Source organism: Snuella lapsa (genome assembly GCF_039539345.1).
Lineage (GTDB): Bacteria > Bacteroidota > Bacteroidia > Flavobacteriales > Flavobacteriaceae > Snuella > Snuella lapsa.
In genome coordinates this window covers 1-15,155 of record NZ_BAABCY010000020.1, presented here as the reverse complement: position 1 = coordinate 15,155, position 15,155 = coordinate 1, and the positions used below count along the sequence as shown (strand labels likewise).

10 protein-coding genes and 1 pseudogene are annotated in these 15,155 nt (G+C 35.3%); 5 read left to right on the top strand and 6 right to left on the bottom strand.

Going from position 1 to position 15,155, the window contains the following annotated elements:
- Nucleotides 1–6 precede the first annotated feature (6 nt).
- Nucleotides 7–594: a MarC family protein gene (locus tag ABD792_RS03910; RefSeq protein ID WP_345004493.1), complete on the bottom strand. Its 588-nt coding sequence runs from the start codon at nucleotides 592–594 to the stop codon at nucleotides 7–9.
- A gap of 104 nt (nucleotides 595–698) precedes the next feature.
- Here ABD792_RS03910 and ABD792_RS03905 point away from each other — a divergent pair, with 104 nt between their 5' ends.
- The 3 genes from ABD792_RS03905 to ABD792_RS03895 all read left to right on the top strand — a co-directional run bounded on the left by ABD792_RS03905 (nucleotide 699) and on the right by ABD792_RS03895 (nucleotide 5,276).
- A complete protein-coding gene (locus tag ABD792_RS03905; RefSeq protein ID WP_345004492.1) occupies nucleotides 699–1,268 on the top strand; it encodes a DUF3109 family protein in 570 nt (189 codons plus the stop codon).
- Between the two features lie 294 nt (nucleotides 1,269–1,562).
- Nucleotides 1,563–2,543 carry a ribonucleotide-diphosphate reductase subunit beta gene (locus ABD792_RS03900; protein WP_345004491.1) on the top strand — a complete coding sequence of 327 codons (981 nt, stop codon included), beginning with the start codon at nucleotides 1,563–1,565 and terminating at the stop codon, nucleotides 2,541–2,543.
- A gap of 249 nt (nucleotides 2,544–2,792) precedes the next feature.
- Nucleotides 2,793–5,276: a ribonucleoside-diphosphate reductase subunit alpha gene (locus tag ABD792_RS03895; protein ID WP_345004490.1), complete on the top strand. Its 2,484-nt coding sequence runs from the start codon at nucleotides 2,793–2,795 to the stop codon at nucleotides 5,274–5,276.
- Nucleotides 5,277–5,357: 81 nt separating this feature from the next.
- On the opposite strand, the gene ABD792_RS03890 is transcribed toward ABD792_RS03895, so the two are convergent.
- The 4 genes from ABD792_RS03890 to ABD792_RS03875 all read right to left on the bottom strand — a co-directional run bounded on the left by ABD792_RS03890 (nucleotide 5,358) and on the right by ABD792_RS03875 (nucleotide 10,923).
- The gene (locus ABD792_RS03890; RefSeq protein WP_345004489.1) at nucleotides 5,358–6,197 is read right to left on the bottom strand and encodes an OmpA family protein; all 840 of its coding nucleotides are present in this window, start codon (nucleotides 6,195–6,197) and stop codon (nucleotides 5,358–5,360) included.
- A 337-nt stretch (nucleotides 6,198–6,534) separates the two neighbouring features.
- Nucleotides 6,535–7,260, bottom strand: a complete 726-nt coding sequence (locus ABD792_RS03885) for a DUF6503 family protein (RefSeq protein WP_345004488.1) — start codon at nucleotides 7,258–7,260, stop codon at nucleotides 6,535–6,537.
- A gap of 90 nt (nucleotides 7,261–7,350) precedes the next feature.
- Nucleotides 7,351–9,654, bottom strand: a complete 2,304-nt coding sequence (locus ABD792_RS03880; RefSeq protein ID WP_345004487.1) for an inorganic phosphate transporter — start codon at nucleotides 9,652–9,654, stop codon at nucleotides 7,351–7,353.
- Nucleotides 9,655–9,729: 75 nt separating this feature from the next.
- A complete protein-coding gene (locus ABD792_RS03875; protein WP_345004486.1) occupies nucleotides 9,730–10,923 on the bottom strand; it encodes a porin in 1,194 nt (397 codons plus the stop codon).
- A gap of 382 nt (nucleotides 10,924–11,305) precedes the next feature.
- Here ABD792_RS03875 and ABD792_RS03870 point away from each other — a divergent pair, with 382 nt between their 5' ends.
- The gene (locus ABD792_RS03870; protein WP_345004485.1) at nucleotides 11,306–11,665 is read left to right on the top strand and encodes a toxin-antitoxin system YwqK family antitoxin; all 360 of its coding nucleotides are present in this window, start codon (nucleotides 11,306–11,308) and stop codon (nucleotides 11,663–11,665) included.
- A gap of 85 nt (nucleotides 11,666–11,750) precedes the next feature.
- A pseudogene (locus tag ABD792_RS03865) lies at nucleotides 11,751–13,285 on the top strand (IS1182 family transposase).
- A gap of 138 nt (nucleotides 13,286–13,423) precedes the next feature.
- Here ABD792_RS03865 and ABD792_RS03860 read toward each other — a convergent pair.
- Nucleotides 13,424–14,983 carry a thrombospondin type 3 repeat-containing protein gene (locus ABD792_RS03860; protein ID WP_345004484.1) on the bottom strand — a complete coding sequence of 520 codons (1,560 nt, stop codon included), beginning with the start codon at nucleotides 14,981–14,983 and terminating at the stop codon, nucleotides 13,424–13,426.
- Nucleotides 14,984–15,155 lie beyond the last annotated feature (172 nt).

The window sequence follows — 15,155 nt, the reverse complement described above, 5'->3', positions numbered from 1 at the left end:
ATGTATTTATGTTAGTTGAAATAACGCTTTAATATTGTGAGCAAATAATTTTACGGCAATTGCTAATAAAACAACACCAAATACCTTTCGGATGATGTTGATGCCGTTTTGGCCAATAAAGCGTTCTATTCTGGATGATGTTTTTAATACAATATATATAATGATAACGTTTAGTATAACTGCAACGATAATATTTTCAGTCCTAAATTCGGCTCTAAGAGAAAGGAGCGTGGTTAAGCTTCCTGGTCCGGCGATAAGTGGAAAAGCTAAGGGGAATACAGATGCTGTTACTGCTGTGTGTTCCTCTTGCTTGTATAAAGTGATGCCCAAAATCATTTCTAGGGCAATAAAGAATAAAATGAAAGAACCAGCGACAGCAAAGGAGTTAACGTCAATGCCTATAAGGTTTAGAATACTTTTTCCTAAAAATAAGAACAGAATTAAAATGACACCAGCTATTATTGAGGCCTTTTCACTTTGAATATGCCCCACCTTTTTACGTAAATCTATGATGATGGGAATGCTTCCAATAATGTCTATTACGGCAAAGAGTACCATAAAAGCGGTAAATATTTCTTTTAAATTGAGATGCATAGGTTTGCGTATTAATTTTTTGCAAAAGTATAGATTATAAAGTATTATCTTGATTAAATAACGCTAAAGTTTAGCTATTTTTGCAGCTTATTATAACCGTATTTATGTTTCAGTTAGGAAAAACCATTGTTTCGGAAGATGTTATTGATAAAGATTTTGTTTGTAATCTTTCAGCATGTAAAGGAGCCTGTTGTGTTGATGGGGATGCAGGAGCGCCGTTAGAAGCCGATGAAATAAAAATATTAAAAGCGATCTATCCAAAAGTAAAGCCTTTTTTGCGTAAAGAAGGGCTTGACGCTATAGAAAAACAGGGTGTGTATGTGACTTCTGAAGAAGGTGAGTTGGAAACACCCTTAATTAATGGAGCCGATTGCGCCTATGTTATATTTGACGAAAATGATGTGGCACTATGCGCTATTGAAGAAGCGTATAACCAGGGGGAAATAGACTGGAAAAAACCAGTGTCTTGTCATTTGTACCCAATACGCGTTCAGGACTACAGTGAGTTTTCTGCTGTTAACTACCATAAATGGCAAATTTGTGACGATGCCTGTACGCTTGGTAAAGAACTTCAGGTGCCTGTTTATAAGTTTGTGAAAGAAGCTTTAATTCGAAAATTTGGAGCCGATTGGTATAGTGAATTAGAGAAAGTGGCAGCTGAAAGAAAACGCTAAGCATCTGATCTCTGTGCAGGGTGAATAAATAAGTTTTTTTTAGGTTAAAATGTGATAAAGTTTTATATTTTGTGAAATTTTTTCAACATGACTAAAAATTAAATTATTGAAAATCAGATTTTTACAAAAAAATATTGTTAACTTTTTGATTTTTAGTAACTAAGAGTTTGTTAAAAACTTTCCAACAATGTTTATAACTATATCTTTCTTTTTTGAGCACTTTTTCCAATCTTTGTTAACCTGAAATCGACGAAAAATTTCATTCAACATAAAAATATAAATCACTAAAAATCAATGTCACAGCCAGTAGAGCCTATTTTACAAGAGAACAAAGATCGTTTCGTTATTTTTCCAATTCAGCATCATGATATTTGGGAGTGGTATAAAAAATCAGAAGCTAGTTTTTGGACAGCAGAAGAGATAGATTTACACCAAGACCTTACAGATTGGACAGCAAAGTTAAACGATGACGAGCGTTATTTTATAAAACATATTTTGGCGTTTTTTGCTGCAAGTGATGGTATTGTAAATGAAAATTTAGCAGAAAATTTTGTAAATGAAGTTCAGTACAGTGAAGCCAAATTCTTTTACGGTTTCCAGATAATGATGGAGAATATTCACAGTGAAACCTATTCTTTGTTAATAGACACCTATGTGAAAGATGAAAAAGAGAAGAGTTTATTGTTTAATGCTATCGAAAATTTCCCTGCTATTAAGAAAAAGGCAGATTGGGCGCTAAAATGGATTGAGTCGCCAAGTTTTGCAGAGCGTTTAATAGCTTTCGCTGCTGTCGAGGGTATATTCTTTTCTGGGGCATTTTGTTCCATCTTCTGGCTTAAAAAACGAGGTTTAATGCCTGGATTGACGTTTTCTAATGAGTTGATATCTAGGGATGAAGGTGTGCACTGTGATTTTGCGGTTCACCTTCATAATAACCACTTAGTAAATAAAGTTCCTAAAGATCGTATTGCAGAAATACTTGTAGATGCATTGGATATTGAGAGGGAATTTATCACAGAATCGCTACCTGTAAGTTTAATAGGTATGAATGCTAAATTAATGACACAATACTTAGAGTTTGTTACCGATAGACTATTGAGTGAGTTGGGTTGTGGGAAAGTTTTCAATACAGCCAATCCTTTTGATTTTATGGATATGATTTCATTGCAAGGAAAAACAAATTTCTTTGAAAAGCGTGTGTCTGAGTACCAAAAGGCAGGTGTTCTCAATAAAGATGAAGAGGAGGATAAGTTTAGCTTTGACGCCGATTTTTAATTGGGTTCTTTATTGATCATTCAATTGAGTGATTACTCCATTTTAGTGGAATAATTTTATAAATCTTTTATAAAGAATAAGCGAAAATGCTTCATTTGATCTGAAATATCAGAAGAAACATTCTAGTTTGTAAATTCAATATTATAACAACTGGGTTTAGCTAATTTTTAAAATTAGTATTTAAATCTGGGATGACTAATTAACCATTTTTCTGAGATAAGTCAGAAAACCTAAAAACCTATAAAGAGTATGTATGTAGTAAAAAGAGACGGCAGAAAAGAACAGGTTATGTTCGACAAGATCACCGCTAGGGTGCGAAAGTTATGTTACGGACTAAACGAATTGGTAGATCCGTTAAAAGTGGCTATGCGTGTCATTGAAGGCTTGTACGATGGCGTAACTACGAGTGAACTAGATAACCTTGCTGCCGAGATTGCTGCTACCATGACTACTGCCCATCCGGATTATGCACGTTTGGCTGCTAGAATTTCGGTGTCTAACCTACATAAAAACACTAAAAAGACATTCAGTGAAGTAATGCACGACCTGTACACATACGTAAACCCTAGGACAGGTAAGCAGGCACCGTTACTTTCAGACGAAGTATATGATGTTATTCAAAAGAATAAAGAACGATTAGATTCTGTTATTATATACAACCGGGATTTTGGATACGATTATTTTGGGTTTAAAACCTTAGAACGCTCGTATTTATTAAAAATCGATGGAGCTATTGCCGAGCGACCACAACACATGCTTATGCGTGTTTCCATAGGGATCCACTTGGATGATCTGGAAGCTGCTATCGAAACCTATGAGTTGATGTCTAAAAAGTACTTTACGCACGCAACACCTACATTGTTTAATTCGGGGACGCCTAAGCCACAAATGTCATCTTGTTTCCTGTTAACAATGAAGGAAGATAGTATCGATGGGATTTACGATACCTTAAAACAAACTGCTAAAATTTCACAGTCTGCAGGAGGTATTGGATTGGCTATCCACAATGTGCGGGCAACAGGAAGTTATATTGCAGGGACCAACGGTACAAGTAATGGCATAGTGCCTATGTTAAAAGTATTTAACGATACCGCACGATATGTAGATCAAGGTGGGGGAAAGCGTAAAGGTAGTTTTGCTATTTACGTTGAAACTTGGCATGCCGATATTTTCGATTTCTTAGATTTAAAGAAAAATCACGGTAAAGAAGAAATGCGGGCGCGCGATTTGTTTTATGCGATGTGGATTTCCGATTTGTTTATGAAGCGTGTTCAAGAAGATGGACAGTGGACTTTAATGTGTCCTAACGAGTGTCCTGGTCTTGATGAGGTACATAGTGAGGCTTTCGAGACGCTTTACTTAAAGTATGAAGCTGAAGGGAAAGGCCGTAAAACAATTAAAGCACGCGAACTTTGGGAGAAAATTTTAGAATCACAAATAGAAACAGGGACTCCTTACATGCTGTATAAAGATGCAGCTAACCGTAAATCTAACCAGCAAAACTTGGGGACCATTCGTTCCTCTAATTTGTGTACTGAAATTCTGGAATATACCTCGCCAGATGAAGTAGCGGTATGTAACTTGGCCTCCATAGCTTTGCCAATGTTTGTTAAAAATGGCACGTTCGATCATAAAGAACTCTTTAGGATTACCAAGCGTGTGACCAAGAATTTAAACAAGGTTATTGATAGAAACTTTTATCCGGTAAAAGAGGCCGAGAATTCAAATATGCGTCACAGACCTATTGGATTGGGTGTGCAAGGTTTAGCCGACACGTTTATTCAGTTACGTATGCCTTTTACAAGCGATGAGGCCAAAAAGCTTAATCAAGATATTTTTGAAACGCTTTATTATGCGGCCGTAACTGCAAGTATGGAGGAAGCTAAAGTAGATGGAACGTATCAAACTTATGAAGGTTCCCCAATAAGTAAGGGAGAGTTTCAACACAATTTATGGGGTATAAAGGATGAAGATTTAAGTGGTAACTGGGATTGGGCCAAATTACGTAAGCAAGTGTTAAAGCACGGTGTTCGTAACTCGTTATTGGTAGCGCCAATGCCTACGGCTTCAACATCTCAGATTTTAGGTAACAATGAATGTTTCGAACCTTATACTTCCAATATCTATACACGTCGTGTATTATCGGGTGAGTTTATTGTAGTTAATAAGCATCTTTTGGAGGACTTGGTTGAATTAGGCTTGTGGAATGAGGGAGTTAAGCAGGAAATTATGAGAGCAAACGGATCTATACAAGGTATTGATATCATTCCTCAAGACATAAAAGAACTTTATAGAACAGTTTGGGAATTGAGTATGAAAGATATCATAGATATGTCACGCCAAAGAGGTTACTTTATCGATCAGTCGCAATCGCTTAATTTATTCTTGGAAGGAGCAACTATGGCTAAATTAACATCCATGCATTTTTATGCCTGGAAAAGTGGCCTAAAAACAGGAATGTACTATCTAAGAACCAAGAGTGCTGTTGATGCTATTAAATTTACGTTAGATAACAGTAAAAAATCGAAACCTATTGCAGAAGAAGCAGTAGCTAGCGAGCAAAATGTTTCTGTTCAGAATACCAAAAAGCAATTAGCTATTAATAATGCTGCTAAGTTTGCTCAGCAAAATGTTGCGCCAGAAGTAGAACCAATGACTGCCGAAGAAATGAAGGCGCTTATAGCGCAGGCAAAAGCTTCAGAAGGTGACGATTGCCTGATGTGTGGTTCTTAAGAGAAAATGTTTGATCCATGATAAAAGAAAAGCACCTTTTTAGAGGTGCTTTTCTTTTATCATTTAGAAATGGTGTGTATTTTACATTAAAGCAAAAAACTTATCAATATTCGGAAGAATTACTATGCGTGTTCTCCTGTTTCTCGCTCTTTGTTCAGATGTTTTGTTTTCAGTAAGAGGTAGGTAACTACTTCTTCCCGCTGCAATCATTTTTTCTGGAGCAACTTTAAACTCATTTTGAAGTTTTCTTACTACAGATGTAGCTCTTAAAACACTTAGATCCCAGTTGTCGGCTATTTTTTCAGTGTTGATGCTACGAGAATCGGTATGGCCTTCAACCATAACTTCTAAACTAGGTTCCGAGTTAATAACATCAGCTAATTTTTGAAGAATAGTATTGGCTTTCGAACTTACTCTGTAACTACCACTGTTAAATAGCATTTTGTCAGAAATAGAGATCATCACCACTGTTTCATTTATGTTTACAGCAATGTCGTCATCTTCATTTATATTGCTGCTATTTATAGTTTTCTCCAAATTATAGGCAACAGCCAAGTTCATAGAGTCTTTAAGCGTTTTTGCTTCACTAAGTTTGTTAGGGTCAACATTGGCTAAAGTTTCGCGCATTTTTACTTTAGCATCGTTGGAAATAACTGCACCACCATCAGTAAGGTCAATTTTCGAATTATTCTCTTCGGTAAGGGTTCCTACATCTTCTTTTAATGACGTTATCTTAGAATTATATTCGTCAACACGCGCCTGAATTTGGGCAAACTTGGCCTCTAGGTCTTCTTTAGCTACTTTGGTTTTTGTTAATTCACTTTTAATTTCGCCGTTTTCTTGTTGTAGAGCAACATACTTTTTCTTTGAAACACATGAGAAAACTAAAGCTGCCACTAGTAAGATTGAAATTTTTTTCATAATGATCGTAATAATAAATTTTAGGTTTACAATAATTACGAGCCAAAAACAATTATAGATGTTCAACCCACAATTTATTTTATATGTTGTAGGGGTTCAAATAGAGATCCTGTAAGGAATTACGTGTTACCTCGATAAGTAGCTAATATTTTGCGTTGCGTTTGGTTAATTAGCAATGATGGTATATTATAAGAACCTCAGTCCAACAAATAAGCCTGCCCTGAACGCTTTATAACAATTTGTATAGAGAATTATCAGCAGACAGCTTCTCGATACAAAATTCTTTCAGAATTTTACTCGAAGAGACATGCTTACTCTTAAACAGGACTTACATTAATTAAGGCATTGATAATATATCAGTACCTAAATAGTTGTTGTCTTTATTGTAATACCATGCTCTGTTTTTTGGCATTTTAATGCCGTTAATAACCATTTCTTCAGTAAGTAAGATGTACTCGCCACTTTGTTCTTTAATGCTGCCATTTTTGTCTGTCTTATAGAATTGATATACTTCCATGGCATATGTTTTAGGATCAAAATAAAAATACCATACATCATTGCCAACACTTTTGTCGTAGCTTATTTGAAGTACTAAATAGTCCTTGCCATTAAAGTGCTTTTGGGTTACAGTGTCGTTTATAATGGTTCCAGGATCTTTAAGTTTCATTGGTAGTCCGTATAGATAGGTATAGTAATTTTTAAGGAGTTGCCCTCTTTTACAGGTTATGCTATGTTTTTTAAGTAAGGTGTCTGATGGGGTTGCTTTACCATTTAAAATAATGCTGCACTTATCTTTATGTATTGTGTATTCAGTAGTTAAAGTGTCACGACGTGCTTTTAAATAAAAATATTCATTTGGTAAATCAATATTGATGGTGCTGTATCGATTCGTGTTTTTTGGTGTTTCCATGGTAACATGAAATGTTCCTGAAAACGTAATCCAGTTATTATTGGGATCATGATATTGGATTGCTTTTTGGAGTAATTCACGACCCTTTATGTTTTGACTGTTAGAGCTAAAGTTTATTAGCAGGGCAAATAGCAAATATGGTAATACTTTCATTTTAATATGTTTTCCCAAATATACAAAACAAAGCACCCGACAGTTACTGTCGGGTGCTTTGTTTTGTAATTAATCTCTAGAGAAAGGTTATTATTCCTCAGACTCAGAAACGATGGTCGCTGGTTCAACAGAGCTATCGTGAGCATTGTGGTACTCCTCTAAAAGATTCATGGTAGCGGTTAATAGGTCTTTGGTTTCCAAAAGGATACCAAAATACAAGGTAGTGTTCTTTGGACTGGATTCCTCAGTACGTGTACGTTCTACCTGTTTTTGGATCTTGGCACTTACCAAGGAGGTTATTTCTTCTTTTCTGCTTAAAATAACCCCTATTTCTTCAAAAGACCTTGATTCAAACGCTTTTTTGGTATTGTTGAATAGAAGTTCGAAACGCTCATCTACTTCTTTAAGTTCTTTAATTTGGTTGAATTTGAGTTTCTTGTGATTATTGTTCACATGTTTATGGCTTACTTTAGTGATGTATTCTAAAGATTGTACCATGTCTTGTAAGTAGCCTAAAATGTGAATGTAGAAATTACTGGCTCCAATGCTTGACTCATCTAAATTTTTAATAAAATAGAATATGTTATCACGTAATTCGTCAACTTCGTTAGATAGTTTAAGAATTTGATTCTTATTCTTTTTTAACAAACTAAGATCTTGTTTAGCCAGACCATTAATAGCATTAGTGTAAATTTTGTTACCACGCTTAACTACATTGGCGACATTATTGGCGCTCTCATGAATAACTCCTTGGATAGAGCTGCTCTCTGCTGTTGTTAAGCTGTCTTCAGCTTTTATAGCCGAGCTTTTCTTTTTATGGGCAATGTAGTTTCTGGCCAGTAAAAGGATAGCTATTAGTAACAAAATAGGTACCATTACTGTTACATTCCAGTTTATTAAATAAGCAATAGTAGCAGCGGCAATAAAAGCAATGATAGCAGTAAAGAACCAACCACCAATAACGTTTAATACACCTGCAACTCTATATACAGCACTTTCACTTCCCCATGCTCTATCTGCTAATGAGGTACCCATTGCCACCATAAAGGTAACGTAGGTAGTTGACAAAGGTAATTTCATGGATGTAGCCAAGGATATAAGGGCAGCAGCTACCATAAGGTTTACAGCTGCTCTAACCATGTCAAAAGCTGGTAACTCATGTACTCTGTCTTTTGAAACTGATATTACAGGTTTTTCAAATTGTTTTTCAATCTTTGATTGCCAGGATTCAGGCAATACATACGATGACATTTGGGACATCAACATGGCAAACCGAACAAAACTTCGGGATAAAAAGTTTGGTTGAAAACGTTCTTTGGCATCACCTTCCCTAGATAAATTAATTTCGGTTTCGGTTACTTTTTTTGCTTTTGATGAAAACCATAATGTGATAACCATAATTAATCCTGAGATTACCAATAATACGTTAGGAGTAGGTACTTTTTCTGCCAAAAATCCCATGCTAAAAGCATCGGCAGCTACACCTGAGTCTACCCAAGCGGTATACGATTGCCAACCAGCAATTGGCACTCCAATAAAGTTTACCAAGTCGTTACCTGCAAAAGCCAATGCCAACGCAAAGGTACCAACAGTAATAATGAGTTTATAGATATTGGTTTTTAAAAAGGTGATTAGGGAGTATGAGAGTAAAGACCAAAATATAAAACTAAGGGAGACAATTATCAATACCTTTTCTTCTAAAAAGTCTTTGATTTTCATACCGCCTAGAATGTCTAGTTTTTCACTGGCAAAAGCAGTTCCTTTAATACCTTTTAAGAATATAAAATAGGTGATTGCTGCTAAGGCGATACCTCCAAAAACAGCACCAACCCATTTTGGTTTTTTTATAAAATTGTAAGATAGCAATAGCCTACTGATCCATTGAACGATGGCTCCAATAGTGAAAGCGACAACAACCGAGAGCAGTATGCCCAAAATTATGGAAGTTGCTTTAGAGGTATTGATATAGTTAACAACATCGGAGAAATTACCATTGTCATGACCTATTTTAATTAAGGCCATTGCAACCGAAGCTCCTAACAATTCAAAAACAATCGATACGGTTGTAGAGGTTGGCATGCCTACAGTATTGAAAAAGTCAAGCAGTAGGATGTCTGTTACCATTACAGCCATAAAAATGATCATAATTTCATTGAACATAAATTCGTGCGGATTAAAAATGCCTTTTCTTGCCACTTCCATCATACCACTGGAAAAGATGGCGCCAACAGCTATCCCCAAACTGGCAACAATCATTATGGTTTTAAAAGAAATAGCTTTTGATCCTATGGCAGAATTCAAAAAGTTTACAGCATCATTACTCACACCTACGACCAAATCAGCAACAGCTAATACGGCCAAGGCTATAATCATAAATAAATAAATGTTTTCCATATGTAGTTTGAAATAATTTGCAAATATCCTTAGTGTTTTTGTTTGTTATGTTAAGTTATTGTTATGTTTTATTAGTTAGAAGTGTATGTCAAACTGCAATCTGTACATTAACTCATTATTGCCATTTGTAACCTCTAAATGGCTTATGTCTGTTTGTACTTTTAACTTGTGTCCTACAAGATATTTAGAAATTCCGAAAGTATATTGTTTTTCGGGATTTTTTCCTGTTATAGTCTTATCTAAATTTACTGAAGTGTAACGTCCAGATATTTCCCAGTTCGATGGGAATAAATAACCAGTTTGAATATTGAACCCTTTACCTACTTGAACTTCATCACCAGTTAAAGAGCCATCAGAGTTTTTGGCATAAGGATCTTCAGCATCTCTATCGGCATATTCGGCCATTAATGAAAATCCGTTGTACTTGAACATGGCATCTACAAAGAAGGTATTAATATTAGTTTCAAAAAAACCAGTATCGGTTATCATATAAGATCCTTGGTTGCTTCTAGTCTTTACTGCGTTACTGTTATGGTCGTAACTAACGCCAATAGCTAATTTTGGTGTTTTTTCCCTTTTTAAATCAGCACCTTTGTAGTCGCCTTTACTATTGGAAAAGTTGCCCATAGGTAGCAGTTCAATACGACCAGTGTATTGGTAGCCTCCTAAATTGCCAGTAGTTACGTTTCTTCCTTCTCCCTGTGCCAATGAGAATATTTCTTTTACAACAAAAGTGTTTGTAAGGTTAAAATGGTGACGTAACTGAAATCCAAAATCACGGTCTATAGTAAACCGGCTGTTCAATAAAGAACGATCTACTTGTTGTAAGTCGCCAGAAGAGATAACACGTTCTCTATTTCCTGGAAGTTTGCCTTGACCAAACCATATTTCAAAATTTTCATAGAAATTCCATTTAAGCATGGCGTCTAGAATATATCTTGGGGCATTATGCGTAAACTCAGAAGCACCAGATTGGTCTCTGTTGGATAGCCCAAGCTCAATTTTGTACTTTAGTTTTGGGCTAAATGCAAAACCGTCAAATTTTAAACGTGCCCTTCTTGCCAAAAAACTGGTTTCGTTAGAAGCGTTCTCTTCCCAAGTAGAAGTTCCAAGAAGTTGCATTCTTAAGCCTAGCTTCATGGTCCAAGTACTATCCTCCCCAACAATGTTAAGAAGACCTTTTCCAAATTTAGAGGCTTTTATCTCTTGCGCTTGGAATGAAGTAATTGCCAAACAAGCAATTACCACATGGATAATTTTAGTTTTCATCAAGTATTAGTTTTTGTCGCTGCAAAGAACCAATCTTAATGTTAACTTAATGTTTCCTAATTGTTAAACTTATAAAAAAAGACTGCCTTGGCCAAGGCAGTCCTCATTAGAAATCATAATAATGTAGTCGACAAAAACTAATAGATTATATGACAAACTAATATTGTTGTCTTAAGACAAGAGCAAATATCTAGGTTGAAAGTAACATAATTGTAATGTTAATATTAACTAATCATTAATAATTGTAGGTGTTTTTTCAGGGTGTAAATACTTAAAAAACAGGATTGTAAAATTTTAATGTTAAATTAATGTTATGTAAATGTTGATTTAAAGTTATGTGTTTCGTATCTTTGATTATATAAATGTTAAAAACCCCATAATTATGAAGAATTCAGTTTTAATTTTAGTTGCCTTTTTCATTACTGTGGTTTCTTTTGCACAACAAAAGCAGAAGAGAGATTTAAAATTTAATAAAGAAACAAACCTCATTGAGGCAGTTTACTATCATGACAATGGTGTTGTAAGTCAAACAGGAACTTACACAACAGATGGTAAATTACAAGGGGAGTGGTTAAGTTTTAACACAGAAGGCGAAAAAATTGTTTCAGGTAATTATGATAATGGGAAGAAAGTCGGCAAATGGTTTTACTGGACCAAAGAAACAGTAAAAGAAGTAGATTATGACGCTAATGCGATAGCAGGTTTAAAAGAAACCGAGGTTAAAGAAAAATCGGAGTTTTAAACTAAATGGCATCAAAGATAAAGAGGCTGTCTGAAAAGGCAGTCTTTTTTTTTGTTATTAATTGAGTTCGTTTGTAACTTTAGCTATGAGCAAAAAAGTAGTTTTCAAGACTTACCATCAGGACCAGTTAAGTTTACTTCCCCCCAGTTACGATGATTTAGTACCAATTAACCATCCCGTTCGCATTGTCAACACTATTTAGATTGTTTAGATATCACGGCATTAGAGGACAGCTATAAAGGAGGCGGCACATCAAGCTACCACCCTAGAATGTTGCTAAAGGTTATTATTTATGCCTACTTACGCAACCTATACTCATCAAGAAAGATAGAACAAGCCCTGAGTGAAAACATTCATTTTATGTGGTTAAGCGGTCAGAACAAACCCGACCATAACACGATTAACGACTTTAGGGGCAAACGTTTAAAAGGCCATTTAAAAAAGATATTCAACCAAGTTGTTCTATTGTTGGTAGACCAAGGAGCCATCAACTTAAAAGACCTTTATGTCGATGGTACTAAAATAGAAGCCAACGCCAATCGCTACACCTTTGTATGGGGCAAGTCTATAGGCAAGAACAAGACCCGTATCCAACAACAATTACAAGAACTCTGGTCTTACGTAGAAAAAGTTTACAAGGAGGAACAACATATCCCTAATACTCCAGATTTTGAAGCCATTGATGCTGAAAAAGTAGCAGCTACCATTGATCAGATCAATGAAGCCCTAAAAGGAAAAGATGTGGATAAGAAAGTAAAGCAAAAGCTTACTTATGCCAAGAAAAACTGGCCATCCAATCTAAATAAATATGGTGAACAGGAAGCCATACTCAAAGGTAGGAACAGTTACTGTAAAACCGACCCTGATGCCACTTTTATGCGGATGAAAGAAGACCATATGCAAAACGGACAGTTAAAACCTGCCTACAATTTTCAAGCCAGCACAAACAACCAATACATTACCAATTATCAATTGGCCCAAACCACTGCCGATACGACTACATTAAAAGATTTTGTAGACAATACTATAGAGAGCTATCAACAAATACCCCATAGCATTACTGCCGATGCAGGCTATGGGAGCGAGGAAAACTATACCCATTTAGAACAAAAGGGTATTGATGCCTTTGTCAAGTACAACTACTTCCATAAAGAACAAAAAAGAAAGAGCCGCTCAGAAAATCCGTACCACCCGAACAACCTCTATTACAATAAAGAAAAAGATTGTTATTACTGCCCAATGGGTCAAGAAATGCAAAGCATAGGCAGTTACACTAAGCAAACTAAAAACGGATTTACACAAACCATACATGGATACCAGGCTAAAAATTGTAATGGCTGCCCCTTACGGGGTAGTTGCCATAAAGCCAAGGGAAACAGAATTATAGAGCGAAACTACAACCTACAACGTCTTAAGCAAAAAGCCAGAACATTGCTAACGAGCGAAGAAGGCATCAAAAAAAGAAAACAACGCCCGTGGGATGTAGAAGCTGTTTTTGGAAATATAAAGCACAATATGAACTTCAAACGATTTTTACTTCGAGGTATGGATAAAGTGACCACCGAAATAGGTCTAATAGCTATGGCACATAACCTAAAGAAGTTCAGTTTAACGATATAAACCTAACTTGAAACTTTTTTACTCGAAGGTTAAAAACGCAAAAAAACAATACAAACTGTCAATCAAACAAAATAAAAAAATCGCCTAAAAATTACTTTTTAGACGACCTCATTTGTGTTTTACCATCCAAACAATCAATTATTCTTTTAAAACTTTTCTAGTATTCGATGGGGTTTTTACAATGTAAAGACCGGAAGAAAGATTCTTTATCATGTTATTTTCTTCTTCAATTGTATTTACGGTTTCATTTAATATTAATTGACCTGATAAGTTATATACGCCAAATCTATAGGGCTTTACTTTGTTTTCTTTTAAGGTTGAAGTTGAATTTGGTTCTGTTAAGGATAATGTCTTTTCTTTATTTGAAAGTTTAGAGGTAATATATGAAATATTTTTTGTGTAAAAAGCTTCATTGTTGTCTGTACTGTATTCCTCAGATCCTTCATGAATAATTATATAAACATAATTATACTGCGATAGGTATCTGCCACCAAAAATCGGATCTATTTGTGTGCCTGAGTGTGTAAAACAATAGTCGTTTGTCCCTCCATTGGGAGCAATGTTTTCATTAAGGGTTATATTACCACCTGTTCCTGCAACTATTCCGGGGTCATAACTATTATTTTTTGTAGAAAGCAGAATTTCTACTTTTGCTGGGCGACCATAATCATCTCCTAAATTTTCAATTGTTGCACAGAATTTAAGTTCAAAATAAGGGGCATTAGTAGTGCCGACATTTTCTTGCGTCAAACTAAAACTTTCTACAACAAAGTCTGCTAATGGACAACCATTATCAAAGCCATATTGTGTGGGACAATTATCATCATAATCATTTATACCGTCACCATCTGAATCTGGACATCCATTTGAACTTGTTCCGTAATTATTAGGACAATTATCATTTGCATCAATCACACCATCATTATCAGAATCTGGACAAATAGATTCAATAGTATGCGTTATATTTGTTCTATAATCTTCGTCATTATGTTCGTTATTTGTTGAAGTATACAGGTAGTAATATTTATAACCTTGACCAAAATTCAGATAATAAAATCTACCTGGAATGAGTTTAGTATCGATTTGAATGTTTACATAGTATCTGCCTCCTAGTTCGTTAAATGCGTAAGTATTGCCACAATTAGTCTCTGCTACTTGCTGGTCTATCTGCGTTGAAGTGCCGTCACCGTTCCTAATAGAACTATAAAATCTATGGTATTTGTAAGATATGTTTTCACAAACATCTCCAATTCCATCACCGTCTGTGTCTAATTGGTTGGCGTTGGGTGTATAAGGACAGTTATCTGTGGCGTCTGGAATTGAATCTCCATCTGTATCTATTGGGGTGCATATGGAAGTTATGTCATATGGTAAGCTAAGTCTGTAATCTTCATCATTATGTTCGTTATTTGTTGAAGTATACAGGTAGTAATATTTATAACCTTGACCAAAATTCAGATAATAAAATCTACCTGGAATGAGTTTAGTATCGATTTGAATGTTTACATAGTATCTGCCTCCTAGTTCGTTAAATGCATAAGTATTGCCACAATTAGCCTCTGCTACTTGCTGGTCTATCTGGGTTGAAGTACCGTCACTGTTCCTAATAGAACTATAAAATCTATGGTATTTGTAGGTTTGGGCAAAGCTTAGTGATATGGTAAAAAATGTAATTAGTAATAAAGTAATTTTTTTCATGATATTTAGGTTTTAATTTATCGATGTAAATTTATTCCTATAAACGATGAAAGATATCAACTACATGTTATGTGTGTGTTATAAAAAAAGCATCCCAATCGGGTAGCCATGGTCGGAAGAAATTCCGTCCATTTTTTTTAAGTTTTAAAAACCTTATCAGGATTCCCCCCAG

What these genes read in the sequence shown, in the direction of transcription:
- ABD792_RS03870 (WP_345004485.1), top strand. Translation starts at nt 11,306, where the DNA reads ATGAAGAATTCAGTTTTAATTTTAGTTGCCTTTTTCATTACTGTGGTT.
- ABD792_RS03890 (WP_345004489.1), bottom strand. Translation starts at nt 6,197, where the DNA reads ATGAAAAAAATTTCAATCTTACTAGTGGCAGCTTTAGTTTTCTCATGT.
- ABD792_RS03905 (WP_345004492.1), top strand. Translation starts at nt 699, where the DNA reads ATGTTTCAGTTAGGAAAAACCATTGTTTCGGAAGATGTTATTGATAAA.
- ABD792_RS03910 (WP_345004493.1), bottom strand. Translation starts at nt 594, where the DNA reads ATGCATCTCAATTTAAAAGAAATATTTACCGCTTTTATGGTACTCTTT.
- ABD792_RS03875 (WP_345004486.1), bottom strand. Translation starts at nt 10,923, where the DNA reads ATGAAAACTAAAATTATCCATGTGGTAATTGCTTGTTTGGCAATTACT.
- ABD792_RS03880 (WP_345004487.1), bottom strand. Translation starts at nt 9,654, where the DNA reads ATGGAAAACATTTATTTATTTATGATTATAGCCTTGGCCGTATTAGCT.
- ABD792_RS03860 (WP_345004484.1), bottom strand. Translation starts at nt 14,983, where the DNA reads ATGAAAAAAATTACTTTATTACTAATTACATTTTTTACCATATCACTA.
- ABD792_RS03900 (WP_345004491.1), top strand. Translation starts at nt 1,563, where the DNA reads ATGTCACAGCCAGTAGAGCCTATTTTACAAGAGAACAAAGATCGTTTC.
- ABD792_RS03885 (WP_345004488.1), bottom strand. Translation starts at nt 7,260, where the DNA reads ATGAAAGTATTACCATATTTGCTATTTGCCCTGCTAATAAACTTTAGC.
- ABD792_RS03895 (WP_345004490.1), top strand. Translation starts at nt 2,793, where the DNA reads ATGTATGTAGTAAAAAGAGACGGCAGAAAAGAACAGGTTATGTTCGAC.